The organism is Brevibacillus sp. FW301-21C12A (assembly GCF_058788915.1).
On record NZ_JBYTBG010000015.1, the window covers coordinates 1 to 23,287 of the forward strand.

Annotated in this window: 29 protein-coding genes, 1 pseudogene and 1 riboswitch; of the genes and pseudogenes, 12 read left to right on the forward strand and 18 right to left on the reverse strand. The window is 52.2% G+C overall.

Going from position 1 to position 23,287, the window contains the following annotated elements; all coding sequences use genetic code 11:
* Nucleotides 1-170: pseudogene (locus tag AC3WQH_RS11570) on the forward strand (IS30 family transposase); the annotation flags it as partial.
* Between the two features lie 77 nt (nt 171-247).
* Here the strand turns inward: AC3WQH_RS11570 and AC3WQH_RS11575 are convergent.
* On the reverse strand, nt 248-856 hold the full coding sequence (locus AC3WQH_RS11575; RefSeq protein ID WP_005827667.1) for a superoxide dismutase: 609 nt from the start codon (nt 854-856) through the stop codon (nt 248-250).
* Between the two features lie 192 nt (nt 857-1,048).
* Here AC3WQH_RS11575 and AC3WQH_RS11580 point away from each other — a divergent pair, with 192 nt between their 5' ends.
* The gene (locus AC3WQH_RS11580) at nt 1,049-1,819 is read left to right on the forward strand and encodes a TSUP family transporter (protein ID WP_005827665.1); all 771 of its coding nucleotides are present in this window, start codon (nt 1,049-1,051) and stop codon (nt 1,817-1,819) included.
* A 135-nt stretch (nt 1,820-1,954) separates the two neighbouring features.
* Here the strand turns inward: AC3WQH_RS11580 and AC3WQH_RS11585 are convergent, their stop codons facing one another.
* Together AC3WQH_RS11585 and AC3WQH_RS11590 are read right to left on the reverse strand one after the other, a co-directional pair.
* On the reverse strand, nt 1,955-2,140 hold the full coding sequence (locus tag AC3WQH_RS11585) for a hypothetical protein (RefSeq protein WP_005827663.1): 186 nt from the start codon (nt 2,138-2,140) through the stop codon (nt 1,955-1,957).
* 18 nt (nt 2,141-2,158) lie between these two features.
* On the reverse strand, nt 2,159-2,389 hold the full coding sequence (locus tag AC3WQH_RS11590) for a YneF family protein (RefSeq protein WP_005827661.1): 231 nt from the start codon (nt 2,387-2,389) through the stop codon (nt 2,159-2,161).
* A 152-nt stretch (nt 2,390-2,541) separates the two neighbouring features.
* Here AC3WQH_RS11590 and AC3WQH_RS11595 point away from each other — a divergent pair, with 152 nt between their 5' ends.
* A complete protein-coding gene (locus tag AC3WQH_RS11595) occupies nt 2,542-3,345 on the forward strand; it encodes an N-acetylmuramoyl-L-alanine amidase family protein (RefSeq protein ID WP_005827659.1) in 804 nt (267 codons plus the stop codon).
* Between the two features lie 19 nt (nt 3,346-3,364).
* Nucleotides 3,365-3,658, forward strand: a complete 294-nt coding sequence (locus AC3WQH_RS11600) for a hypothetical protein (protein ID WP_005827657.1) — start codon at nt 3,365-3,367, stop codon at nt 3,656-3,658.
* On the opposite strand, the gene prpE is transcribed toward AC3WQH_RS11600, so the two are convergent.
* The 7 genes from prpE to AC3WQH_RS11635 all read right to left on the reverse strand — a co-directional run bounded on the left by prpE (nt 3,643) and on the right by AC3WQH_RS11635 (nt 9,111).
* Nucleotides 3,643-4,464, reverse strand: a complete 822-nt coding sequence (prpE, locus tag AC3WQH_RS11605; protein ID WP_005827655.1) for a bis(5'-nucleosyl)-tetraphosphatase PrpE — start codon at nt 4,462-4,464, stop codon at nt 3,643-3,645. The genes AC3WQH_RS11600 and prpE overlap by 16 nt on opposite strands.
* A gap of 109 nt (nt 4,465-4,573) precedes the next feature.
* Nucleotides 4,574-5,203 carry a response regulator gene (locus tag AC3WQH_RS11610; protein ID WP_005827653.1) on the reverse strand — a complete coding sequence of 210 codons (630 nt, stop codon included), beginning with the start codon at nt 5,201-5,203 and terminating at the stop codon, nt 4,574-4,576.
* 7 nt (nt 5,204-5,210) lie between these two features.
* Nucleotides 5,211-6,359 carry a HAMP domain-containing sensor histidine kinase gene (locus AC3WQH_RS11615; RefSeq protein WP_005827651.1) on the reverse strand — a complete coding sequence of 383 codons (1,149 nt, stop codon included), beginning with the start codon at nt 6,357-6,359 and terminating at the stop codon, nt 5,211-5,213.
* Nucleotides 6,360-6,372: 13 nt separating this feature from the next.
* The gene (liaF, locus tag AC3WQH_RS11620; protein WP_005827649.1) at nt 6,373-7,260 is read right to left on the reverse strand and encodes a cell wall-active antibiotics response protein LiaF; all 888 of its coding nucleotides are present in this window, start codon (nt 7,258-7,260) and stop codon (nt 6,373-6,375) included.
* A gap of 14 nt (nt 7,261-7,274) precedes the next feature.
* Nucleotides 7,275-7,853 (reverse strand): class I SAM-dependent methyltransferase, encoded by a 579-nt coding sequence (locus tag AC3WQH_RS11625; RefSeq protein WP_005827648.1) that lies wholly within the window; start codon nt 7,851-7,853, stop codon nt 7,275-7,277.
* Nucleotides 7,854-7,945: 92 nt separating this feature from the next.
* The gene (locus AC3WQH_RS11630; protein WP_005827645.1) at nt 7,946-8,641 is read right to left on the reverse strand and encodes a PspA/IM30 family protein; all 696 of its coding nucleotides are present in this window, start codon (nt 8,639-8,641) and stop codon (nt 7,946-7,948) included.
* Between the two features lie 65 nt (nt 8,642-8,706).
* Nucleotides 8,707-9,111, reverse strand: a complete 405-nt coding sequence (locus AC3WQH_RS11635; RefSeq protein ID WP_221843042.1) for a LiaF transmembrane domain-containing protein — start codon at nt 9,109-9,111, stop codon at nt 8,707-8,709.
* 307 nt (nt 9,112-9,418) lie between these two features.
* Nucleotides 9,419-9,557, forward strand: a riboswitch (cyclic di-AMP (ydaO/yuaA leader).
* Between the two features lie 4 nt (nt 9,558-9,561).
* Here AC3WQH_RS11635 and AC3WQH_RS11640 point away from each other — a divergent pair.
* From AC3WQH_RS11640 to AC3WQH_RS11650, 3 genes are all read left to right on the forward strand, one after another.
* Nucleotides 9,562-10,083, forward strand: coding sequence for a C40 family peptidase (locus AC3WQH_RS11640; protein ID WP_327953722.1), 522 nt, complete (start codon nt 9,562-9,564; stop codon nt 10,081-10,083).
* Nucleotides 10,084-10,301: 218 nt separating this feature from the next.
* Nucleotides 10,302-11,021, forward strand: a complete 720-nt coding sequence (locus AC3WQH_RS11645; RefSeq protein ID WP_005827638.1) for a response regulator transcription factor — start codon at nt 10,302-10,304, stop codon at nt 11,019-11,021.
* Nucleotides 11,022-12,386 (forward strand): sensor histidine kinase, encoded by a 1,365-nt coding sequence (locus AC3WQH_RS11650; protein WP_005827636.1) that lies wholly within the window; start codon nt 11,022-11,024, stop codon nt 12,384-12,386.
* A gap of 154 nt (nt 12,387-12,540) precedes the next feature.
* Here the strand turns inward: AC3WQH_RS11650 and AC3WQH_RS11655 are convergent, their stop codons facing one another.
* The 3 genes from AC3WQH_RS11655 to AC3WQH_RS11665 form a co-directional block, all read right to left on the reverse strand.
* Complete coding sequence (locus tag AC3WQH_RS11655) at nt 12,541-13,884, reverse strand: cytochrome P450 (protein ID WP_005827634.1); 1,344 nt, start codon at nt 13,882-13,884, stop codon at nt 12,541-12,543.
* Nucleotides 13,885-13,999: 115 nt separating this feature from the next.
* The gene (locus tag AC3WQH_RS11660) at nt 14,000-14,563 is read right to left on the reverse strand and encodes a biotin transporter BioY (RefSeq protein ID WP_492332048.1); all 564 of its coding nucleotides are present in this window, start codon (nt 14,561-14,563) and stop codon (nt 14,000-14,002) included.
* Nucleotides 14,564-14,642: 79 nt separating this feature from the next.
* On the reverse strand, nt 14,643-15,206 hold the full coding sequence (locus AC3WQH_RS11665; RefSeq protein WP_327944534.1) for a hypothetical protein: 564 nt from the start codon (nt 15,204-15,206) through the stop codon (nt 14,643-14,645).
* A gap of 170 nt (nt 15,207-15,376) precedes the next feature.
* Between AC3WQH_RS11665 and AC3WQH_RS11670 the strand changes: the two genes are divergently transcribed.
* Nucleotides 15,377-15,682 (forward strand): hypothetical protein, encoded by a 306-nt coding sequence (locus tag AC3WQH_RS11670; RefSeq protein ID WP_007777213.1) that lies wholly within the window; start codon nt 15,377-15,379, stop codon nt 15,680-15,682.
* 234 nt (nt 15,683-15,916) lie between these two features.
* Here AC3WQH_RS11670 and yhfH read toward each other — a convergent pair whose 3' ends face one another.
* From yhfH to AC3WQH_RS11685, 3 genes are all read right to left on the reverse strand, one after another.
* Nucleotides 15,917-16,078, reverse strand: coding sequence for a protein YhfH (yhfH, locus tag AC3WQH_RS11675; RefSeq protein WP_005827625.1), 162 nt, complete (start codon nt 16,076-16,078; stop codon nt 15,917-15,919).
* 182 nt (nt 16,079-16,260) lie between these two features.
* Nucleotides 16,261-17,508 carry a threonine ammonia-lyase IlvA gene (ilvA, locus tag AC3WQH_RS11680; protein ID WP_221843046.1) on the reverse strand — a complete coding sequence of 416 codons (1,248 nt, stop codon included), beginning with the start codon at nt 17,506-17,508 and terminating at the stop codon, nt 16,261-16,263.
* 498 nt (nt 17,509-18,006) lie between these two features.
* The gene (locus tag AC3WQH_RS11685) at nt 18,007-18,348 is read right to left on the reverse strand and encodes a hypothetical protein (protein WP_005827620.1); all 342 of its coding nucleotides are present in this window, start codon (nt 18,346-18,348) and stop codon (nt 18,007-18,009) included.
* Nucleotides 18,349-18,523: 175 nt separating this feature from the next.
* Between AC3WQH_RS11685 and rlmD the strand changes: the two genes are divergently transcribed.
* The gene (rlmD, locus tag AC3WQH_RS11690) at nt 18,524-19,918 is read left to right on the forward strand and encodes a 23S rRNA (uracil(1939)-C(5))-methyltransferase RlmD (protein WP_290426517.1); all 1,395 of its coding nucleotides are present in this window, start codon (nt 18,524-18,526) and stop codon (nt 19,916-19,918) included.
* Between the two features lie 7 nt (nt 19,919-19,925).
* Here the strand turns inward: rlmD and AC3WQH_RS11695 are convergent, their stop codons facing one another.
* Nucleotides 19,926-20,258 carry a hypothetical protein gene (locus AC3WQH_RS11695; RefSeq protein ID WP_241752903.1) on the reverse strand — a complete coding sequence of 111 codons (333 nt, stop codon included), beginning with the start codon at nt 20,256-20,258 and terminating at the stop codon, nt 19,926-19,928.
* Nucleotides 20,259-20,326: 68 nt separating this feature from the next.
* On the opposite strand from AC3WQH_RS11695, the gene AC3WQH_RS11700 reads away from it, so the two are divergent.
* The 3 genes from AC3WQH_RS11700 to AC3WQH_RS11710 all read left to right on the forward strand — a co-directional run bounded on the left by AC3WQH_RS11700 (nt 20,327) and on the right by AC3WQH_RS11710 (nt 22,615).
* Complete coding sequence (locus tag AC3WQH_RS11700) at nt 20,327-20,503, forward strand: transposase (protein ID WP_129552246.1); 177 nt, start codon at nt 20,327-20,329, stop codon at nt 20,501-20,503.
* Nucleotides 20,504-20,558: 55 nt separating this feature from the next.
* A protein-coding gene (locus AC3WQH_RS11705; protein WP_100225778.1) for an IS3 family transposase occupies nt 20,559-21,679 on the forward strand; the annotation gives its coding sequence in 2 pieces (ribosomal slippage) (nt 20,559-20,808 and nt 20,808-21,679; 1,122 coding nt in all).
* 234 nt (nt 21,680-21,913) lie between these two features.
* A complete protein-coding gene (locus tag AC3WQH_RS11710; protein ID WP_005830095.1) occupies nt 21,914-22,615 on the forward strand; it encodes a VanZ family protein in 702 nt (233 codons plus the stop codon).
* Nucleotides 22,616-22,992: 377 nt separating this feature from the next.
* On the opposite strand, the gene AC3WQH_RS11715 is transcribed toward AC3WQH_RS11710, so the two are convergent.
* Nucleotides 22,993-23,079, reverse strand: a complete 87-nt coding sequence (locus AC3WQH_RS11715) for a putative holin-like toxin (protein WP_221175368.1) — start codon at nt 23,077-23,079, stop codon at nt 22,993-22,995.
* Nucleotides 23,080-23,287: the final 208 nt, after the last annotated feature.

Genomic DNA, 23,287 nt, shown 5'->3' on the forward strand with positions numbered 1-23,287 from the left:
ATGCCAATGGGCTTCTCCGTGAATTTTTCCCTAAAGGTAAAGATTTTGCTGAAGTATCAACGGAAGAATTGATCCATGCGTTATATCTCATTAACAATCGTCCAAGAAAGTGTTTGGGTTGGAAGACCGCCTACGAATCATTCATGGAGGCAGTGTCGCACTTGGCTTGACAATCCGTCACACGATAAAAAAGGCTTGTCGCCCATACAGATGCGACAAGCCCTTTATGATTGCTCAAAAACCAAGATTACTTCGCAGCAGCAAAGCGTTTGCTTACTTCATCCCAGTTTACTACGTTCCAGAACGCGCTGATGTAGTCAGGGCGTTTGTTTTGGTAGCGCAGGTAGTAAGCATGCTCCCAAACGTCCAGGCCGAGGATAGGTGTTTTGCCTTCCATGATCGGGCTGTCTTGGTTAGGAGTGGAGGTGATTGCCACTTTGCCGCCTTCAGCAGTCAGCCAAGCCCAGCCGGAACCGAAGCGAGTAGTTGCTGCTTTTGCAAATTCAGCCTTGAAGTTGTCGAAGCTGCCAAAAGCCGCGTTGATCGCGTCAGCCAGTTCGCCAGTTGGGGCGCCGCCGCCGTTCGGGCTGAGGATTTCCCAGAACAGAGTGTGGTTAGCATGTCCACCACCGTTGTTGCGAACAGCAGTGCGGATCGACTCAGGCAGAGCGTCCAGGTTGCTAATCAGCTCTTCCACGCTTTTTTGTTGCAGGTCAGGATGAGCTTCCAGAGCTGCGTTCAGGTTGTTCACATAAGTAGCATGGTGGCGTCCGTGGTGGATTTCCATGGTTTGCGCGTCGATATGAGGTTCCAGTGCGTCATGTGCGTAAGGCAATGCAGGAAGTTGATGTGCCATTGTAACATTCCTCCTCAAAATATGTATGGGTCAAGCTACGACCTTATTATACTGCAAGACAACTACTTTTACAACAAATCGGTATGCAAAGTATATTAATCTAGCAATTCTTTTTAAACATTTCCAACTTGCAATCAAAAAGGAGAGTGCTAGACTTGGTTTATTACATACTTAGAGAATCAGGTGATTTCAATGGAAATGGACTTACTCACGGTATTGTTTCTCGCATTCTTCGGATTTGTCGCCGCTTTCATCGACAGCACGGTCGGCGGCGGCGGTCTTATCTCCCTGCCTGCGCTGCTCGGTCTCGGCCTGCCTCCCTATCTGGCGCTCGGCACCAACAAGCTCGCAGGCACGATCTCTTCTGCGACCAGCTCCTTCACTTTTATCCGCTCGGGCAAATACGACAAGAAACTGATGTTCATTCTTTTCCCGGTTTCGCTCGTAGGCGCTTATTTCGGAGCAAAGACGGTGCTGTTCGTTCCCCAGGAGCTGTTGAAGGTGCTCGTCATCGTGATGATGGCGCTGATTTTTGTCTATACCTTGTTCAACAAACGGTTCGGGCAAGACTCCAACTACAAAGGGATGACCAAGTTTACCCTTGGCATCGGCATTCCTTTTACCTTTTTGATCGGATTTTACGACGGCTTCTTCGGACCGGGCACCGGTTCTTTTTTCGTTTTTTTGATGGTGCTGCTGTTCGGCTATGACTTCGTGATCGCGGCAGGAAACGGGCGGATTTTGAATCTGGCCAGCAACCTCTCTGCGCTGTTCGTCTTCTGTCTGGAGGGCAAGGTCATTTTCCTGACCGGGCTTGTCATGGGGATCGCCATGCTGCTCGGCGCGAGCATCGGCGCCAAGGTCGCTATCAAAACCGGGGTTCGCTACGTCCGGCCGCTGTTTTTGATCGTCTCGATCACCTTGATTACGAAAATGATCTACGAGCTGATTTTTACCCAATAAGCAAAACCGCTATCGAGGCATGCTCAAGAATGAGCGTCCGCGGGCAGTTTCCTCCCGCAAGTTTAGCCGGATTGCCGTATGGCGATCCGGCTTTGTCATGCCCAAAATAAAAAGCCTGGCCAAAGCCAAGCTCCCCTACTCTTCTTTCCCTTTTCGTTGCTTCATGCGCAATATGATGCCGTCGATGAGAAGACCAATGCCCGCTCCGTAAAAAGGTGCTGCGAATCGGGTCCCTTCCCCCATCGGCAGATCTTTTAAATACACGACCAATACACCTGCAATAAAACCGATCATCGTGTAACGCAGACGGGTCGGTCCCATAACGACACCCCCTCCGCACTACTTCCCGAATTTATTTGGCATTTTCATATTTTTCATGGTACGGCTCATTTGTTTGAGCTGCTTTTGATTGAGGTTCATCCCCATAGAACGGGCCATGGCTTGCAGTTGTTTTTCGTCCATCTGCATGTTGGACATTTGTTTTTTCAAGTAATAAGTGCCTCCGGCAAAACCGCCCACGAGGCCGAGTAACAGTGTAACGATCGGGATTACCCAGTTGTACCAAGCCATCAATACATTACCATCCTCTTTGCGTAGTTACGAACTCTTTTATTGTACCATAGATGGGCATTCTGTACATTGCAACCCGCGAAATTGGTGAGACTGCCCCAAGCCATCTCGGCCATTCCAAGCATATCCTAATGGCAAGAGGTGATGCACAAATGGCTCCTATCCTGATTGTGGACGCCGGGCACGGTGGAGTCGATCCTGGCGGCGGCAACAACGCCCAGTTTCTCGAAAAAGATATGACTCTGCAAATTTCTTTGTATCAGTTCAATCGCTTCAAGGAACTGAACATTCCGGTCGCGATGACGCGAACAAACGATACTACGCTTTCCAGCGATGCACGGACGACTCTTGTGCGAAACAGCGGCGCGCGCTACTGCATATCCAACCATATCAACGCAGGTGGCGGCCGAGGCTCCGAGGTCATCTACTCGATCTATGGCTCCGCCGCCTTTCCCCGCATAATCCAGGAGGAGCTGGAAGCGGAGGGAATGCCCAATCGCCGGATTTTCACCCGGACGCTCCCGAACAATTCCAATCGGGACTACTACTACATGCACAGGGAAACCGGCAGCGTCGAAACCGTGATTATTGAGTACGGCTTCGCCGACAACCCGCTGGACGCCGACAAGCTCGCCAGGGATTGGAAACGGCTCGCCGAAGCGGTCGTCCGCGCTTTTTGCGAATACGCCAAGCTGCCTTACCGTCCTCCGGCCACACCAACCCCCGCTCCGACTCCAGCCCCTACTCCCGCTCCCACGCCGTCGCCAACGACTACTCCCAGCCCAGGAAACGGAGGTGGAGGAACGTTGCCAGATTGGAAACAGGAAGCAATCGACTGGATGTTTGACCAGGGTCTTTTGACCAACGAAGATTGGCGCAGCCAGGCTGACAAGCCTTTGCCGCTCTGGGCGGAGGCGATCATCTTGAAGCGCCTGTATGAGCTATTGAAAAAATAAGAAATGGAGGCAGTGTCCCGTGGGCTTCGATCTCGGCTTAATCATCGCCTTTGCCCTGGCAGGCACCGCTACCTTGTCTGATGTGCTTCGCATCCCCAAAAAGCTGCGCAGTTGGGTAGCCGTTGTCTTGATTGTCGGGCTGTACATGGTCAACCAATGGCTGTACTCGCCGGGCTTTGACTGGAAAACAGCGCTGATGGAAGGCGTAACAGCGGGCTTGGCCAGTGTCGGTATTCACTCGTCCGCGAAGAATACGATCGAGCAAGTCAGCAACAGAAAAAACCAGAAAAACGATTCTCAATCCGCCGTATAGCGCGTCAGCGGCGTATCTGCCAGACCTGAATAATTTTTCTTGGCCGGCACACTCAACACCTCGTCCTCCGGAAAGCGATAGGCGGTCAGCATTCCGCCAAACACGCACCCTTGGTCGATGTTGATTGTGCCGTTTTTTCGTTTCGGCTCCGGGTGGGGATCGTGTCCCCAGACGATAATCGGGCTTGTCACTTTTCGTTCCTTTGCCCACTCCCGGCGAATCGGACGGCCATCAGGCCCGGTCCCGGCTACGTCCCCGTAACGGCAAAACGTATAGACAGCCGGCGATTCCATGCCGATGTAGTCATCCTTAATGCCTGCGTGCACGGCAACGGCTTCCAGCTTGTCATGGCGGCGAATCATCATGTGCGATGGCGAGGAGAACAAGAGGCGCCGACTCTGCTCCCGCAAAAGAGACGCTTTTTTCGGCCCGAACTCTTGCTGGTAGAGCCGCAGCTCCTCCTCCACCTTTTCATCGCCATGTGCCAGTGTAACAGGTCTTCCGTCCAGCCAGCGGGCGATTTTCCAGCCGTGATTGCTGTCGACCATCTCCGCCAGCCCGGCTGTGACGTGGAGGTGGAAAAATTGCAGCATCTTGATGGAGTACGGCCCGCGACTTGTAATGTCTCCGAGGGAAAGGAGCTTTCGGCCCTGGGGGTGACGATAGGTGCCGTCCTGGCTCCGTTCGTACCCCAGACGCTGGATCAATTCCATAAACTCGTCGTAACAGCCGTGAACATCTCCGATAATGTCCACGCCATTGTCCGCCGAAAGCACCTTGGAGCGTGTCTGAGGTTTGTGCCTCATAGCCCGTCCCCTCCTTTCCCAATCTGTTACTTACTATCTTTACCACATCCGCAAAAAAAACTCAAAAAAGCCCCTCATAACGAGAAGCATTTTCGCTTTTTTCACGCTGTTAGCCAAGATTATGCGTGTGCACGTAAATGGCCGCCTGTGTGCGGTCCTCGACATTCAGCTTGGCGAGGATATTGCTGACGTGCGTCTTTACCGTTTTGATCCCGATAATCAGCTCGTCGGCAATTTCCTGGTTGGACTTGCCCTGGCCGATCAGCTTTAAAACTTCAAGCTCGCGCGGGGTCAACTGCTCGTGCGGGTGCGATTCCTGTCCGTGCCGGAAACGGGCCATGATTTTTCCTGCCACTCGCGACTCCAGTACAGGCTCTCCTGCTGCAGCCGAGCGGATCGCCTTGGCGATTTCGGCCGCACGCGAAGTCTTGAGCAAGTAACTGAAGGCCCCCGCTTCGATGACCGGATATACTTTTTCGTCGTCGATAAAGCTGGTGAGGACGATGACTTTGCTCGCTGGACAAGCTTCACGAATGCGCCGGGTCGCTTCCACACCGCCAATGCCCTCCATGACCAGATCCATGAGCACGACATCCGGTCGCAGCTCTACCGCCATCCGCACTCCTTCTTCTCCGCTGCCCGCTTCTGCCACCACCTCGATATCATCCTCGGTTGACAAGTAAGCAGCCAGCCCCATCCGCACCATCTCATGATCGTCTACCAGTAATACGCGAATCACAGAAATTTCACCCTTCCCGTTCCGGCTGTGACATCAAGGGAATCCGCACCTCGATTTGCGTCCCCTTGCCGATCGCTGAATAAATCTCCATCGAGCCGCCTACCTCGGCCACCCGCTCCTGCATGCTGCGCAGGCCGTACGACGTCATTTTTTCTCCATCCGGATCAAAGCCGACGCCGTCATCGGTTACCCTGAGCCGCACCTGCTCCTGCAAGGTAAACAACTTGACCGCAATCTGGCTGGCTTTGGCGTGCCGCAGCGTATTGGACAACGACTCCTGCAAAATCCGGAACAGATGATCCTCAATGCCGCTCGGCAAGCCTTCGACGTCTTCAATCTCCCACGTCAGCTCCATCGTATTTTTACGTTCCAGTTCATCCAAAAGTTCCAAGATCGCTTCTTTCAGCGACTTGTTTTGCAGCGTGGCGGGGCGAAGATGCAAGAGCAATGCCCGCATCTCCGCCTGGGCGGCCGCTGCCATTTCTTCCACCAGCTCAATCTGCTGGGCGGCGCGCTGCGGATTTTTCTCCACCAGCCGCCGCATCGCTGCCGTCGTCATGGCGATCGCAAACAACTGCTGACTGACCGCATCGTGCAGTTCGCGTGCCAAGCGCTGCCGCTCCTCGGTGACGGCTGCCTGCTTGACCTGCTCTGCCAGGGCCGCATTGTGATTGGACAGACGCTGCAAGGACGCGACCTGCTCCTCCCACTGCGAGGCCAGCCGATTCAACTGCCAGCCCAGCTCGCCGACTTCATCGACGCCCAAATCCGGCACGCGGTAGGAGAGCATCCCCCGCCCGAGCTTCATGGCGGCTTCCCACAACACGCTGAGCCTTTTCTTGAGCAGGTTCCCGACGATGTAGGAGATAATCAGCGCCACCAGCACACCGACCGGAAGCGACACGACAAACGCCGCCAGTTGCACCAGCCCGTCAGGCTGCGCGGGCAAGGTCACTCCCAAATAATCTTCCATCCACAAAACGACCTTCGGATCGCCAATCAGGCTGTTGTACCAGCGATGAACCTCCGGCATATCTTTCCACACAAAATAGAGCCAAAAGAAACAAATAAACGAAACGACCACTGCACTTCCGGCAAGCAGGACGCCGTAGCGCACATATTGCCACTGAATACTCGCTAATCGCTGTCGACGCATCCGCCAGTACCTCCTAGATGTACTTGACTTTTATATCGCCGACGAGCAGCGAGATATGCACATTCACTTTTTGAGCCGCCTCTTCGTATTGATCGGAGCGAATCATGACGCTGCGGTTGATTCCGCCCTGACGGTGGCTCAGCACTTCCAGATCGCCCAGACTCAGCTCTGCGTTGACAGAAACCGGGAGATCGACGGGAACGTATATCGTGACATCCCCCACCCAGCCTTCCACAACCAGCACCGCTTCATCCTGCATCAGCACCGCGCGGGACAGGTCTATGACCACATCCCCGATCCCGTGCCACACATGCAGGGCGCTCAGTTCAAAACGTCCCGAGGTCAGATGGTAATCCCCGATCAGGGAGCTGCGAGAATCTTTGGGCAAAATCCGTTCACGGTAGGCAGATTCTCCCTCCTGCTCAGGCAGCTTGCCGCGTGAAGGCTTCCATTTGTTCAAGCTGTCCAGCCATTGGGCAGCTTCCTGGCGAATCCCGCTCGGCTGAGCCGTTTGACTCCCGCCGCCCATGGCGGAAGCTGGCGTCTCATCCGGAGCTGAAAACGGCGGAAGGGGCGGACGATTTCCTCTTTCTTTGGTCTTGCCGCGAATCAATCGAAAGCCAAAATAAATAAACAGGACAGGCACAGCGAGTTGGAACAAATCGTCCACGCCGATGCCAAACCACATATCCAGCGCGATAATGAATCCTAAACAAAACAGAATGCCGCCGCCAATCCGCTTGTTCTGTCCCCACAGGCGAACGCCGAAGTAGACGAGCACCATGGGCCACAGGTCAAACAGACCGAACGAAATAATATGCAAACTGTCTAATAAAAGGCCGATTCCTGTCAAAATAATCAGGACGCCGGCCAACATTGTGTGCAAGCGGGACAGTTTCACAAAAGTCTCCTCTCTTACGCCCCATGCCGATCTTTTTCACTTTGTCCGTTACGACATGTATAAATGAATGCAGGTGGGATATTCAGCAAGGTGAAGTCTGTCTCTACCAAGGAAAAACGCGCCTGCAGCTCAGCCTGGAGTTGTAGCGAATATTGGAATGTAATGAACAGACCGCCTGGTTTCAATACCTTTTGCACTTCGTCCAGGATCGCTGTTCGCAACTCTTGCGGAAAATTGGCAAACGGCAGGCCGGAAATAATGACATCTGCCTTGCCAAGCTCCAGCTCCTCCAAATATTGTCCGAGTCTCGTCGCTTCTTCCCTGACAGGAAGATCAGGAAAGCGTGATTGAAGGATGGATCGAAACTGGCTGTCACGCTCCACAAGCACATAGTCGGTATCAGGATTGATTTTTTGATAAATGGTTTGGGTAAAAGCGCCCGTGCCAGGTCCCAGCTCAAGAATGACATCTGTTGAAGCCCAATTGACGTGGCTCAACATTCGCTCACATAAATACCGAGAGCTGGGGATCACGCTGCCTACACGTCCAGGCTCAGCGATGAACCTTCGCAAAAAGACCATGAAGTCTGCCAAGAATCGTACCTCCTAGGGGAAAAGCAGCCTGCTATACAGGCTGCCTGATTGACACACTCTATTCTACAACCAATCCCCCAGTTCCTGTCCAATCAAGATTGTTCCGGCTGGGCGGACGCTGGTTTTTTCTCCTTCAACGACGCCTTGATGCTGGCAAGCTCCGCATCCAGATCGTCTTTTTCCAGGTCAGACAACGCGCTCTCCCAGGCGAGGTTCGTTTGGCGCCATTGGCCGCTCATTTGTGCCTCCGCCTCCATACGCATCACTTTTTCTTCCATACGAGCGAACCCGCGGCCTGCGGACTGATTGCCAATCCCTGCTACCGCATGATTCACCTGCTTTTGCGTGCGGGCTACTTGTGCCCGTGCCATCAGCGTGAATTTTTTTGCGCGCATTTTATAGAACTCTTCCTTCAGTTCGGCCAGCTTTTCACGCATTTGCGTAGCGGCCTCGGAAGCTGCCAGATAGAGTGTTTCGTACTCGGCTGCACGAGCTTCATACTGCTTTTTGTCCGCAAGAGCGCGGCGGGCAAGCTCGTCTTCCCCTTCTGTCAACGCGAGCTTTACTTGACGGTCGCGCTTTTCGATCAAAGCGTTCGCTTCGTCCAGTTGCTGGCGGAATTTCTTTTCCAATGCTACCTGGCGGGCGACAGCCACTTCGACCTGTCCGATTTCCACTTCCATATCCCGCATGTATTGATTCAGCATAACTACCGGATCTTCCATCGAATCCAGGGCGTCATTTACCGAAGCTACTGTCAGGTCACGCAAACGTTTGAAAATACTCATTTTCAATTCCTCCTCATCATATCACATCGTGTCATTTCATCCAGAAGCTCTCGCGACATGGCTGCTTATGGCTGGCGGCGGGTCATTTCTCTTTCCCACGCGTCCAGCGTGTCTTCTTTTAATACTTTTTGTGCCCACTGACGTTCCCAGGCTGGCGGCGCTTCTTTGGGGACATGGCCGGGGCGCAGTAAGCGATACCCCAGATAAATCACACCAATGGCCAGTAAGCCGTGAAACAGCAGATGGAGCTTGCCGATCAGCATCAGGAACCCGAACAGGAAGATCACGATTCCCCAAAAACGCGAACCGGATTGTCCCATGATTTTTCGAGCGCCGTACAGCATGATGACCGCGGGAATCAAAATCCCGATCAGATCACCAAGGTCGATTCCGATTAAATCCAGGAGAACCAACCCGCCGACCAGCAAGAGAACCAGTCCGAGCAAAAACTTTCCAGACCGTTCGCTCATGCTCGCTTACCTCCTATCATCTCTTGCGTGTGGTGCTTGTTGAACCTTATGGCATTATTGTAGCCCCCCGCATAGGCTCCCCATAACGGGCGTGCGGTTGGTTTTTCCCTCCGTCCCTGGACGGAGAGCATTTCCTGCCGTAATCGGACGAGCCTGGTCCCCTCTTTTTCGCCAGCCAGCGCTTGCATTGTCGAAGCAAGACGTTACACCATTTGGCGAAATTTTGTGACAAAAAAGTGAACAAGCGGTCAAAAAAGAGGGAAAACGGGAAAAGCGTAGAATCTTCGTAAGGTGCGTGTAAAAAAACATCGAAAAATAGCCGAATTCCGTATGACGGAAGCGGGGGAACCAGTTTTTTTGGGGTGAATGATTGCCAGCTGGCAGTCTAGGGCGTCCTTTCGACCGAACCCTTCAGCTAACTTCGTAGGCTCACGAAAGGAGCAGTTTCTTTTGCGCAAGGTGGTAATGTCTTTCGTTATGGCTGGAATGCTTGTGATGGGGGCCGGCGCTGCACATGCGGCAGAGAGTGCAACACTCCAAGACGTAGTCAGCGAGCTGTATGGCGTCCCTTACAAAGCATCTGGCACGTCCAAAAAGGGCTTTGACTGCTCCGGTTTCACACGCTACGTATTTGATGCGTTAGGTGTAGACCTGCCTCACAATTCTGCCGCCCAATACGAACTGGGGACAGAGGTTGCCAAGAAAGACTTGCAGCCTGGAGATCTTGTGTTCTTCAATACAAACGGACGAAGCATCTCACACGTAGGCATCTACATCGGGAACGGCACATTCGTGCATTCGGAATCTGGCCGCGGCGTCGTCAACACCAAGTTGAACGACCCGTACTACTGGAGCAAGCGTTATGTTGGCGCCAAGCGCATCAGCACACCTGTTCTGGAAGCGGCAGCTCCGAAAAAGGAAAACGCGGTGCAAGCTGCATCGTTGTCGGAAAATCAAGCACAAAAGAAGTAGTTCGGCAAAAAATAAGAGCCAGGGACATTGCGTCTCTGGCTTTTTCTGACGAAATTTAGGACCAGGTCTAAAGAGGTGCCCCTACCTATAAGTAAAGATGCATGAATGGACGGATACTTGCCCTTATCATGTGAAAGCATGTTATGATAGACAGGATTAGTTCTTTGTGCCATAGCACCTCATCCACCTATTAATAGAAGTAACTGGGGGTAATTCCGGTGAAAGATCACATTTTGATCGTTGATGACAACCAGGAGATTATTGAACTGCTTGAAGATATTTTGGAAAACGAAGGCTTCCAGGTTTCCTCGGCGGAAAATGGCGAGGATGCGCTTGCTCTTCTGAGCCAGGGCGAGCGGCCCAACCTCATTTTGCTCGATATCATGATGCCGAATATGAGCGGCTACGAGCTGTGCTCGCAAATTCGCCGCGAATGGGATTTGCCGATCCTGTTTCTCAGCGCGAAAAGCAAGGCGGTCGACAAAGTCGTCGGCTTCGAAATCGGCGCCGATGACTACATTACGAAGCCGTTTGACACCGAAGAGCTGCTGGCTCGCATCCGCGCTCATCTGCGACGCTACGAGCGCATTCGCAAGCATACCGAGGAGCAGCCGGAAAAAGAGACGCCCAGCTCCCCGATCACCGTCCTGAAGTTCAAGGACTTGGAGATCCACAAGGAAACGTACTCTGTCTACGTCAACGGCCAGAAGATTGAGCTGTCCACAAAAGAGTTTCAACTACTGACGTTCCTCGCCGAAAATGCCGGGATCGTGTTCACGCGGGAACAAATTTACGACCGCGTCTGGGGGTACGGCTACGGCTCCCTCAACACCGTGACGGTCCACATCAAAAACTTGCGCGAGAAGCTGGAAACAGAACGGCAATTCATCAAAACACAATGGGGGACAGGCTACGTATTCATCGGGGAGAAACTGTAGATGAGTCTTCGCAACAAGCTTTTTCTCTCCTTTATCGCCTTGATTACCCTCAACATCCTGCTGTTCAAATTCGTCTTCCAGGACATCATCATCGACCAGTTGAAAAACGACCGTCACAACCAGTACCAGGCGGAAAAGGATGCGGCAGAAAAGGTCCGGCTCAACCAACTACTGCGCTCCAGCAACTTCAAGGACCCGATCGAGCGCCAGGAACTGGAGAAGCAGTTGCCGGAAGACGTCATGTACCGGATGGTCGTGAAGGACGCGAGCGGCAACACGATTTACCACAGGCCGTCACAAGCCTACTCCTTGAAGCTGTCCCTCCCTTCCACCACGAAAAGCGACCTGAAAGTCGTGGCAGAGTACCATTTTCAGCAGGAGCCTCCCCGTGCGGGAGAGATCGTCGTCTACTTCTACACGGACGATTACGACATGATGGCTACAACCGGAGTCTCCATGATGCTCTGGTTTATTTACGGAAGCCTCGTCCTCGTCGGCCTGCTGCTGCTCGCCCTGTTCCTCCGCTGGATTTTGCGCCCGGTCAATGAGCTGGCCCGCGTCACTCAGGAAATTCGCGAGGGCAAACGGCTTGTGACGTTTACGTACCGCTCGCACGACGAGTTCGGACAGCTTTTTCGCTACTTTGGCGACATGGTCGACGAGCTGCGCTTTTCCGAAGAGAGACAGTCGGAAATGATCGCCTCCATCGCCCATGATTTTCGCACGCCGCTGACCACGATCAAAGGCTACGCCTCCTACATCGGCTCCGGGCGGGTCACGGACCTGACGCGGATTCAGAAGCAAATGGGCAAAATCGAAGTGAAGACGAGCGATCTGGAAAAGCTGCTGGACGAGTTGCAGGACTTCACGGTGCAAAGTACGGAGGTGCGGCTCAACATTAGCCGCATTCACGTGAAAGGATTTTTGAAAGGAATTATCGAGGACTATTTGGCGCGGGTAAAGGAAGCCGGCCTGACGTTTCAATGGAAGTTGCGCGTATCCAATGAGCTGCACATCGAAGCCGATGAAACAAAGCTGCGTCGCGTCATGGAAAACTTGCTGAACAACGCGATTCACTACAACAAGCCGAATGGCTCGATTTTGGTTACATGCGACCAGCGGGAAGGCCACGTGCTGTTTTCCGTCATAGACAAAGGGGAAGGAATCGCAGCCGAGGATTTGCCCAAAATCTTCAACAAGTTTTACCGCGCAGAGAAGTCCCGCAACCGCAACAACGGCGGCACAGGGCTTGGGCTGACCATCTGCCAGAGCATCGTGCGCCGCCACGGCGGAGAACTCACGGTAAACAGCGAACAGGGAATAGGAAGCAGCTTCTCCTTCACCATTCCCTTTTATCACAGTTAGTTTATATAGATTTATTAGCAGTTAATTTATTTTTTATATTTCTCTGCTAAAGTATTTCTTGTAAGCATGTTGCTTTCAGTGATAAATAACCCCCAGTTCGGTATCTGACACATCACGGCGAAACCGTAGTGCAAAGATGCCTCTTTTTTTTGCCTTACTCCCGCTTTTCCAGGCGCATCGGCAGGCCGTTTTTCGGACGCAGCGTAACGAGCGGCTCCGGCTCCACTACTTGACCAGGCTCTGCCAGCCGCAGGCGGTAGCGCTGCGCGATCGTCGCCAAAAGCAGGGCAGCTTCCATCAGAGCGAAGTTGTTCCCGATACAAACCCTCGGCCCTCCCCCGAACGGAAAATAGGCATACGTCGGGTTGCGTTTCAGCAGATCGCCCGCGAATCGCTCCGGAATAAACTCATCCGGCTTCTCGTAGTAGCGCTCCAGACGATGCATGACAAACTGGCTCATCATCAGCGTATCGCCAGGCTGATACGTGTGATCGCCAATCTGTACCTCTTCGACCACTTCCCGATTAATCGTCCAGGCAGCCGGATACAGGCGCAGCGTTTCCGAAACGATGAGGCTCGTGTAGGTAAGCTTAGGCAAATCGTCGACCGTAGGCAGCCTGCCGTCCAATACAGTCGCCAGTTCCTCGTGCAGCTTGGCCTCGACATGCGGATGAGTCGCCAACAAATAAAAGATCCACGACATCGTATTGGCTGTCGTCTCGTGACCGGCAACGAAAATCGTCATGACCTCGTCTCTCACCTGCTCGTCTGTCATCCCTTGGCCGTCGTCCTCATCCCGCGCCGCAAGAAGCATCCCCAACAGATCGTCCTGTCTGTCGTCTTGGCTGTTTCGTCGTTCTTCGATCAAGGAATAAATCGTTTGATCCAGCGTTTCATTCGACTCCAGAAACTGTCGATTGCTTTTTGTCGGAACCGACAACGGAATGTCGATAAAGGAGGAAGCTTTGTTCGCCACATATTTCAGTCCGACGTCGATCGCATGTCCGATTTTGTCGGCGCCCTCCTTGATGCTTTTGCCAAACATCGTTTCCGTAATGATCGCCAGCGTCACCCGCATCATATCGTCGTGAATGTCGCGGACTTCCCCTGCTTTCCAGTCCTCCAACAGCTCGACAGCCTGGCGCACCATCGCCTGGCCGTAGCCGGCAATCCGCTCCCGGTGAAAAGCCGGCTGCATCAGTCTGCGCTGGCGCATGTGCTTCTTGCCTTCGCTGGTGAGAATCCCGTCGCCGACGACGGCTCTGGCGACCTGCAACCCTTTTCCTTTTTTGAAATGGTCTTGCTTGGTCACGAGCACTTCTTTGATCTGGTCGGGATTGGTCAGCAAATAGACATGCCTTTTCGGCCCAAAACGAAAGTGAACGACATCGCCATGCTCGGCAACAGCGTCGCGGATAAACTGCAGCGGGTCTTTGCGAAAAGCAAGCAAATTGCCGGAAATCGGCAAGCCGCGTGGGCCTGAGATTGTCACACCCATGGAAATCCCCCTCATGTGCTTCGATTGGATTACCGATAGTATCCGGCAAGAAAAGGAGTTTATGCGAAAAAAAAGCCACCTGAAAATTTCAGGTGGCGAAAAAGGCGTACCGTTGTTAGCGTGCGACAGGCTGCTCTGCGCGCAGCAGGCGAGAAGCGATCAAACGCTCCCGCACCTTGATGCCGATCAGCGCGGCGAGCACCGCTTTGATAACGCCTACGACCAAAAACGGCGTAGCGCCGAAGGCAATGGCTTTGTCCCACGGGATATCCAGCACGTATTTGAGCTGAACGCAACCGAAGGCGAGCGTCACGAACATGCCGATCACGTTGGCGACGACCGCATGCTTCAAGGTGAAGCCGAATTTTTCCAAATAAAGGCCCGTCACAAAGGCAGTGGCGATGAAGCCGAAAATAAACCCGCCCGTTTTGCCGACCAATACTTGCACCCCGCCGCTCGCTTCAGAAAAGACAGGCAAGCCGACCGCTCCAAGCAGCACGTAAATCAAAAGAGCGAGTGTACCGTAGCGGCTGCCCAGGATCGTCGCGGTCAAGCCTACCGCAAGCGTCTGTCCGGTGATCGGAATGAGCGGCAGCGGAATCGTCAACTGGGACAGCACAGCCGTGACAGCGGCAAAAATGGCGGACAACAAAAGCCATCTCAAACGTTCGTTTCTCATGCGTAATAGCCTCCAATGTTAACTAAAAATATAATAAGGTTAACAAAATGATAATACGCATGCTTGAAAATGTAAATCCCTATGTTTGATCGACGTAGTTTTGCAGACCGACCAGCGATTGAATCGTGTGCTCGATCAGCAGCCGCAGGTCGTCGATGTTGCCCTCGTCGATCTTGCGGTGAAAGTCCAGCGTCACGCGGTTTTCCCAACTTGGCGGCGGCCATTCGATCCGGTGCTCCGGCAGCTTCGCCGACAGCGTCTGGGTAATGTACGGGCGCTCTCCCCAAATGTCGTTGAGGATCGCCGTAATCTCTTTTGCGCTGTTCGGAATGTCGCCGGGCTTTTCAAGCTGCATGTAAAAATGAATGCAAATCGTGCAGCCGATATGCTCCACGAGCGGCGTTTCCAGTTGCTCCGCGGCTACGTCGCCCAGGCTCGTGCGCAGTTGCATTTGCGCCCGCACGCCCTGGTCATTTTCCGCGTACTCGGCCAGCTTGAAGTCGATCTGGAACAAGCGTTGGAACGTCGCCATATCCATGACGTCCGACCGATTGGTAATCGTGATCGCCCCGTCAAAATCGCGGTCGTACACCGCGCCTTCCAGCACCACTCGGATGTTGTCGAAGATGAGTGGATGAAACACAAGGCATCCTCCTTTCCTTTTCCTAGCATGCTTGCTGTCTCCTCGAACGGCTCTTCGTATCTAGCATGCCTGCTTTCTTGTGCTTTTGCAAGCGAGAGACGACTTCCCCATAGCGAAAAGCAACCCGGGAATGTTACCATGGAAAGGAACCAACGTCAGAGGTGACAAACATGTTTCTCATCGGAATTTTAGTCGTTGTTGCGATTTTCGGTGAAATTTTTCACCGCTTGAACCCGTGGAAAAAGCCCGAGCCGGCCTATGAGGAGCTGGTCGCGCAAATCAAGGAGGCGGACTGGTACAGAGAGCTTTCCCGCGACGAGGCATGCCGCCGCGTGCTGGAAAACGATCCGCACGTCCAAGCCTACTATGCCAGCACCTACGAAGCTCAGCGCTTGCTGACACAGGAGGGCTTCCAGCTCGGCCTGATCGACTACGTCAAGGAACAGGCCGCCAAGTCCCAGGCCAAACCGCATTGAATGGCAAAGTGCCGCTGCCAGACAAGCAGCGGCTTTTTTGTGGAAAAAGCTTCCGGCGCTTTTCATAAAAGTAGGGGAGAAGCGCATGCGGCACGGTTTGCCCAAATGAGAAAACTTAGGCTATTGGCGCAGCCCTGGGTGCACTGATACCGGATAAGAAGCTGATCGCACAAAAAAGGCATACCCTCTGGCTCCAGCCGTTCGGTACACCTGATCTATGCTGTATTCATCTGCTTACCGTTTTTGGTGGTAGTGCTTGTAGGCGTCGTAGGATGCCTGCTCCTGGCAAGTGAAGCATTCGTTCGCGTAAGACTCAGCCTGCTCGTTGATGGTCTGGCCGCAAGCTGCGCAGCATTTTGCTTCGAGGTTTCGGAAAAACGTAGTGATTGGCGTCATGATTATAACCCCCCGTGTGTTGTTATCTGTATTGTATTACAACAGAACCTGTTTTATAAAAGTTTGTTATAATACATTACGCCACAATACCTTCTTCTCTCGCTCAAATGCTCCCGTTTGCTCCATTTTTCGCTGTATTCATACATTTTTGCAAATTCGGCATCTGTTGTAACACAATGTTCTTAAATCAACAGGTTAAACAAATACGGATCGTTGGTGATCTCGACATAGCGGATGCCGTGCTGCTTCATCCGGCTAATCAGCGGCTGGTAGTCCTCCTGGCACTTCATCTCGATGCCGACCAGCGCCGGGCCGTTTTCCTTGTTGTTTTTCTTCGTGTACTCAAAGCGCGTGATGTCGTCGTGCGGACCGAGCACCTTTTCCATGAACTCGCGCAAAGCCCCGGCGCGCTGCGGGAAATTGATGATGAAATAATGCTTCAAGCCTTCATGCAGCAGGGAGCGCTCCTTGATTTCCTGCATCCGGTCGATATCGTTGTTTCCGCCGCTAATGATGCAGACGACGTTTTTGCCCGCGATCTGCTCCTTGTAGTAGTCGAGCGCGGCAATCGACAAGGCCCCGGCAGGCTCGACCACGATCGCGCTGCTGTTGTACAGCTCCAGAATCGTCGTGCATACTTTGCCCTCTGGCACGAGCACGATATCGCTCAGCACCTCGCGGCAAATGCTCATCGTCAACTGTCCGACCTGTTTGACTGCCGCTCCATCCACGAACTTGTCGATCTCATCGAGCGTCACGACGTCGTCTCTCTCCAGCGCCGCTTTCATGGATGCCGCTCCCGCAGGCTCCACCCCGATGATTTGCGTATCCGGGCTGATGCCTTTTACATACGTGCCGACCCCTGCCGCCAGGCCGCCGCCGCCGATGCTCATGAAAACGAAGTCAGCAGGCTCCTCCAGATCGTTCATGATCTCCAGCCCCACCGTGCCTTGCCCTGCCACCACCAGCGGATCGTCGAACGGATGGACAAACGTCCGGTCTTCCTGCAGGCAATATTTCATCGCTTCTGCGAACGAGTCGTCAAAAGTGTCCCCGATCAGCACGACCTCCACATACGAGCCGCCGAACCGTTTGACCTGGGAAATTTTTTGGCGCGGGGTCGTCGTCGGCATGAAAATCGTGCCCTGGATTTGCAGATTCTGGCACGAGTACGCGACTCCTTGCGCGTGGTTACCCGCACTGGCGCACACTACTCCGCGCTCGCGCTCCTCTGCGGACAGGCTGCGCATGAAATGGTACGCTCCGCGAATTTTAAAGGAGCGGACGACCTGCAAATCTTCCCGCTTCAAATAGACGTTGCAGCCGTAGCGCTCGGACAGCACGTCGTTTTTTTGCAGCGGTGTCTTCTCCACTACGTCTTTCAATCCGTGGTTTGCCACCACAATTTCTTCCACTCTCACTGTATGCATGACTCTCTGGCCCCTCCCAAACGTTGGTTGTCTCTTTTTTTCATAGAAAAAGCCTCCGCCTCGCCAGCAGCGCTTGGTTTGCGCACGGCTGGCTGAGGCGAAGGCATCGCGGTACCACTCAGCTTCTCTGTCTTCCTCACGAAAAACAGACTTGTAGAAGTTCCACGTGGGGAACTCCCGTCCGGTAACGGAGACGAATCCGTTGTCCTCTACTCACCGCCCGATTGCGGCGGCTTTCCAGAACACTGCTCCAAGGTGATTTTCAAAACAGGCTAGGCGGCCATTCTTTCAGCACGGGGAACGGCTCTCTGCACGCTGCTCTCTGTTCCTACTCTTCCTTTTCTACGCAACTGATAACGAACTATTCAAATTATTAGTTACAAATTATAATGCGACTCTGTTTTCTTGTCAAACAAAACCGCATCCTGCTTTGGATCGCGCACAAAAAAAGAGAGCTCACACCCGGGTGGCTCTCTTGCTTTATGCTATCGTCGGCTGTTACACCGCTTCGTAGATGGCTTCGTAGCGCTTGCCGATCTCTTCGTCGGTCAAACCGGCTTCACGCAGACGGCCGATCAGCGCATTTGCCCAAATCTCGGTGCGTTGCGCCATTTTCGCGTATTTTTTCGCTTCCTTCACTTTGCGCTTGGCGCGATCTTCGCCGTTCGATTTGAGGTTGTCGAGGATGAACAGCATGTGCATCGTATCTTCCTCGTTCAACTCTTTCCAGTTATCGTTCAGAAACGCGACTACTTTTTTGTAGTAGCCATCAAACTCTTCAAAGGAAATTTCGGTATCCATGTTGAGGTATTCTTTCATTTTGTCAAATAGCTCTTGCATCTAGCGTCACAACTCCCTCAGTATTCTCCGCACTATTATAACAAAAACAAGGCTGCACAGGAAGTTGCCATTATTTGTGAGCACAGCGCCCGGATGCGTGTGCACCCTCCCCATGCAACAAGTCTCGCAATCAACTATAATGAAAGGATACTGAATCGTCCTGAGGAGAACAAAGATGCCAACACACAAAAAGGAACAAGAGACAACGATACGCGTCGGCCAGCAAATGACGCTCACCATAAAAAGTCTGGGAATCAACGGCGAAGGGATCGGCTACTTCAAACGGAAGATCGTCTTCGTCGAAGGCGCTCTCCCCGGAGAGGTCGTGCATGCCGAAGTGACGGAAGCGCGGGAAAAGTACGCAACGGCCCGGCTGCTGCGCGTCGTGGAGAAGTCTTCCGCGCGCACAGTCCCGCCCTGTCCGGTCTACAAGGAATGCGGCGGCTGTAGCCTGCAACACATGGACTATGCGGCACAGCTTGCGAGCAAGCAGGAAATCGTCATCGAGTCTCTGCGCAAATACGCCCGCCTGTCCGATCCCCCCGTCGCCCCGACCATCGGGATGGACAACCCGTGGTCGTACCGCAACAAGGCGCAGTTCCAGGTGGGCAAGCAAAACGGCAAGCTCATCGCCGGACTGTACCAGACAGGCAGCCACAAGCTCGTCGATCTGGAAGGCTGCCAGGTGCAGCACGAGGCGACGACCAAAATCGTGCAAGCCGCGAAAAAAATCATCGAGGAGCTGGGCATCCCCGTCTACGACGAGCGCAAGCGGACAGGCGTCATCCGCACGATCGTGGCGCGAGTAGCTTTTGCCACAGGCGAAACGCAGCTAACGCTGGTGACAGCCACCAAGGAAATTCCCCGCGTCAAGGAGCTGATCCTGGAGCTGCGCACGCGCCTGCCCGAGCTTGTCAGCATCGCGCAAAACGTTAATCCGCAAAAAACGTCGCTTGTCTTCGGCGACCAGACGTTCTCCCTGTGGGGCAGACCTTCTATCGCGGAAAAGCTCGGGGAGCTGTCGTTTGACTTGTCGGCGCGCGCCTTTTTCCAACTGAATCCGGAGCAGACGAAGAAGCTGTACAACGAAGTGAAAAAGGCCGCCGCCTTGACTGGCAAGGAGCTTGTGCTCGACCTGTACTGCGGCACGGGCACGATCGGCCTGTGGCTCGCTCCGCATGCCCGCGAAGTGCGCGGCATCGAGCTGATCCCGGAAGCCGTCGAGGACGCCAACCGCAACGCGGCGCGCAACCAGGCGACAAACGCAAGCTTCCACGTAGGCCGCGCCGAGGTACTGATGCCAAAATGGGCCAAACAAGGCACGCGCCCGGACGTCGTCGTCGTCGACCCGCCGCGCACCGGGCTGGATGATGCGTTGATTCGTTCGCTGCTGGATGTGCAGCCAAAGCGGATTGTGTACGTGTCCTGCAACCCGTCGACATTGGCGAAGGACGTGGCGAAGCTGCTGCAGCGGTACGAGCTGGCGAGCGTGCAGCCGGTGGATATGTTTCCGCATACGGCGCATGTGGAGGTGACAGTGAGACTTGAAAGAAAAGATACAGCCAAGTAAACTGTACCTAATTTGAGGGGAGAGGGTGGGAAAGATTGTAGTGAATCTTAATCTTTCCGCCCTCGAACACTTCTATTTGGTGGATAAGCCTTTGTAGAACCTGCTTCAAAACTTGTTCATCTTCAATGTCAAGGTTAATGAAGCGTTCTACTTCTTTTTTAAAGGCTTGTAGCTGTTCATTGAGGTCTTTTCTTACTTCTAAACTGGATTGCAGTTCAGCCTTTTTGTTTGCAAGGTTTTGCTGTTGTTGGGTGATACGCTCATTTTGCTGTTTGAATTGTTCTGTTGTTATCGCCCCCTCAACGTGAAGGCTTAGTAACTTGTCACTTTTAAGCCCCAAAATTGGATTTGAGTCATACCCCCTTATCTTGTTAAGCTGATATCAGAAGAACAGAGGGGGATATTTTTATGCAACGGAGACGCTATTCAATCGAGTTCAAACAACAATTGATCCAGGAAGCCCACGAAGTAGGAAACGCTAGCCAAGTAGCCAGACGGCATGGGATAGACCCTAAAATGCTGTATCGATGGATACGTGACTCCAAACACGCAGATTGGCAGAATGGACAGGTTACACTTAGCTAGACAGGAAAATTAAGGTCAAGTAGACTACTACTAACATATCTGAGGAGAATCTACTATGACGAAAAAAGAAAGAAGGACATTTACGTCTGAATTTAAAGAACAGATGGTTCAGCTTTATAAGAATGGAAAGCCAAGAAAGGATATCATTCGTGAATATGAATTAACACCGTCTGCGCTTGACAAATGGGTCAAACAGAGTCAAACATCTGGTTCTTTCAAAGAGAAGGATAACCTTACCCCCGAGCAACAGGAACTTATCAAATTGCGGAAAGAAAATAAACAATTGCAAATGGAGAACGATATTTTAAAGCAAGCTGCGCTGATACTAGGACGAAAGTAAATGTGATTCGGAACAACCAGCACAAATACTCGATATCAGCAATGTGCAGAGTCCTACAATTACCAAGAAGTACATACTACTACGAGGCACAGGAAAAACACTCCGAAGATGAACTGGTCGAAACGATTACGGGAATCTTCCGCATCAGCCGCCATAACTACGGCACGCGTAAAATTAAGACGGAGTTAAAAAAGAAGGGCTTGATCGTATCCCGGCGGAGAATTGGCAGAATCATGAAAGAAAACGGACTTGTGTCATCGTATACCGTGGCTCAGTTCAAGCTTCACGTAGCGTCTTGCAATGAATCAAACGTGACAAACGAGCTTGATCGACAATTTGATCAGAGAGAACAACTGGCAGTTGTAGTGAGTGATCTGACATACGTGAGAGTCGCGCAAAAATGGCAATACGTATGTCTATTAGTCGATCTCTTTAACCGAGAAATTATTGGGTATAGTGCGGGACCACGCAAAGATGCAAAGCTGGTTTACCAGGCGATTGCATCCATTCAAACCGATTTAAACAGGATTCAAATGTTTCATACCGATCGTGGAAATGAGTTTAAAAATAAGCTCATAGATGAAGCACTGACAGCTTTCCGTATCAAGCGTTCCCTTAGTATGAAAGGCTGTCCGTATGATAATGCAGTAGCCGAAGCAACATTCAAAATCTTTAAAACTGAGTTTGTTAAAGGTCGGCATTTTGAAAGTTTAGAAAAACTAGTGCTGGAGTTATCCGACTACGTGCATTGGTACAATCATATCAGAATCCATGGCTCACTCGGTTATCTAACTCCTGTCGAGTACAAACTTGAACACCTTAAAAAAGTTGTCTAGTTTAGTGTTGACAATCCAGTTCAACAACCGTGACTCCTAATAGCGGCAACTTCTCGAAAAGTTTTGGTTCTCGAAGTGATGCAGCTCAATACTACATTGAGGCCGATAAAGGTAGCCTTGATTATTGGACAGTCAAAGGATCAGGTACTTTACAGACAAAGTAATGAAATTGCATACTAACGGCGGCTGATCGATACCGCCGTTACATCCCTTATACATAAGGAGAGGATTCACTTGCTGCTCTTCGAACGAGCTCCGTTGTTCATTGGCCTTGCCGCGATACTGATTTCAGCAATCATTCTTCGACTGGCGTGGAAAAAAAAGTATGGCTTTCTGTTCTTCTATACACTATTTTGTGTCTATGTCTTGCATCTTGGTAAGTATACACTCTTTCCGATTCCGATTGACCCGAGATTGATTGCTGACAAGGCTCGAGTGGCCAATACCTTCGCAGAAGAAATGAACCTGATTCCCTTTTTCTTTCCAGCAGGTTTTGGATTGGCAGACATGCAGGTTTTATTAAATATCGCATTAACCGTACCATTCGGATTTGGAATTTCGTTTTTAGGCAAGACTCACCTGCGAAAAATAGTTCTTCTCGGATTACTCGTTGGATGTACCATTGAATCGCTTCAACTTTTGATAGGTTTAGCTCTAGGATTTCCGTATCGCTATGTCGACATCAACGACGTAATCATGAACTTCCTCGGTGTCGTGATTGGATATGGGATTTTCCGGCTGTTTTCAATCGTTTTTATCAAAGTAACGAAAAAACCTCATTTCACGTCGGTTGTGCCACTTACGATTACGAATCAGCCCGACACCTCCGTTTCATCACTTATCGTCCGCATTGGACAAGCCAGCGTTGAGATTCGTTCAGGCTTCGCTCCTCACTTGCTCCGCAAAATCGTGCACGTCCTCGAAGCGCCATGCTGACGCTACCAAGCGTTGGTGCTTCTTGGGCATGCCCGAGCATTCACGGCTCTGGAGTAGTGTTTACAGTCGATTCTGCCGTTAAAAAACAGGTGTTTTTGATCGAATGCTTGATGTTTTCCATTGCACCTGTTTTGATTGAATTACTTGCTCTATACGAAGGAGGGTGTTTTTGTCCAAGTTGGCTGGTTTGCTGCTCAAAAATTGACATATCCCGCAAACTGATCTATCCTAAAATTAACAGTAGCTGTATATACTACAAAGAAGACCGCCCCGGCGGCAACCGGAACGGTCCATGCAATAGCATATCCCCTGCCAAGGGGTGCGGCTCCATTCGTTACATGAGAAGTAACCGTCAGAGTTGGTAGCTCAAGGGGCGGTTACTTCTTTTTTCTGTCGAAGGACAAGATCAACACGATCAACGTTGCAAATGAAATCATCAACGTCAGTGCTTGATAGACCTCCATATTCTCACCCCCTCCCTGTTCGGGATAGAGAGTGAGCCGCCGCCCCTCGGGAGCCTATGCTATTGCAGGAAGATTATACCACATGTTTTCAGAACTTTTCTACAACTACAACCTTTCTCCAGATGCGTCGCTCACGCACGGCGAGAGAGCATTGCGACAACTGCCCCCCATAATACACCGTTACCCCTCCCCCGCCTCCTATGGTACT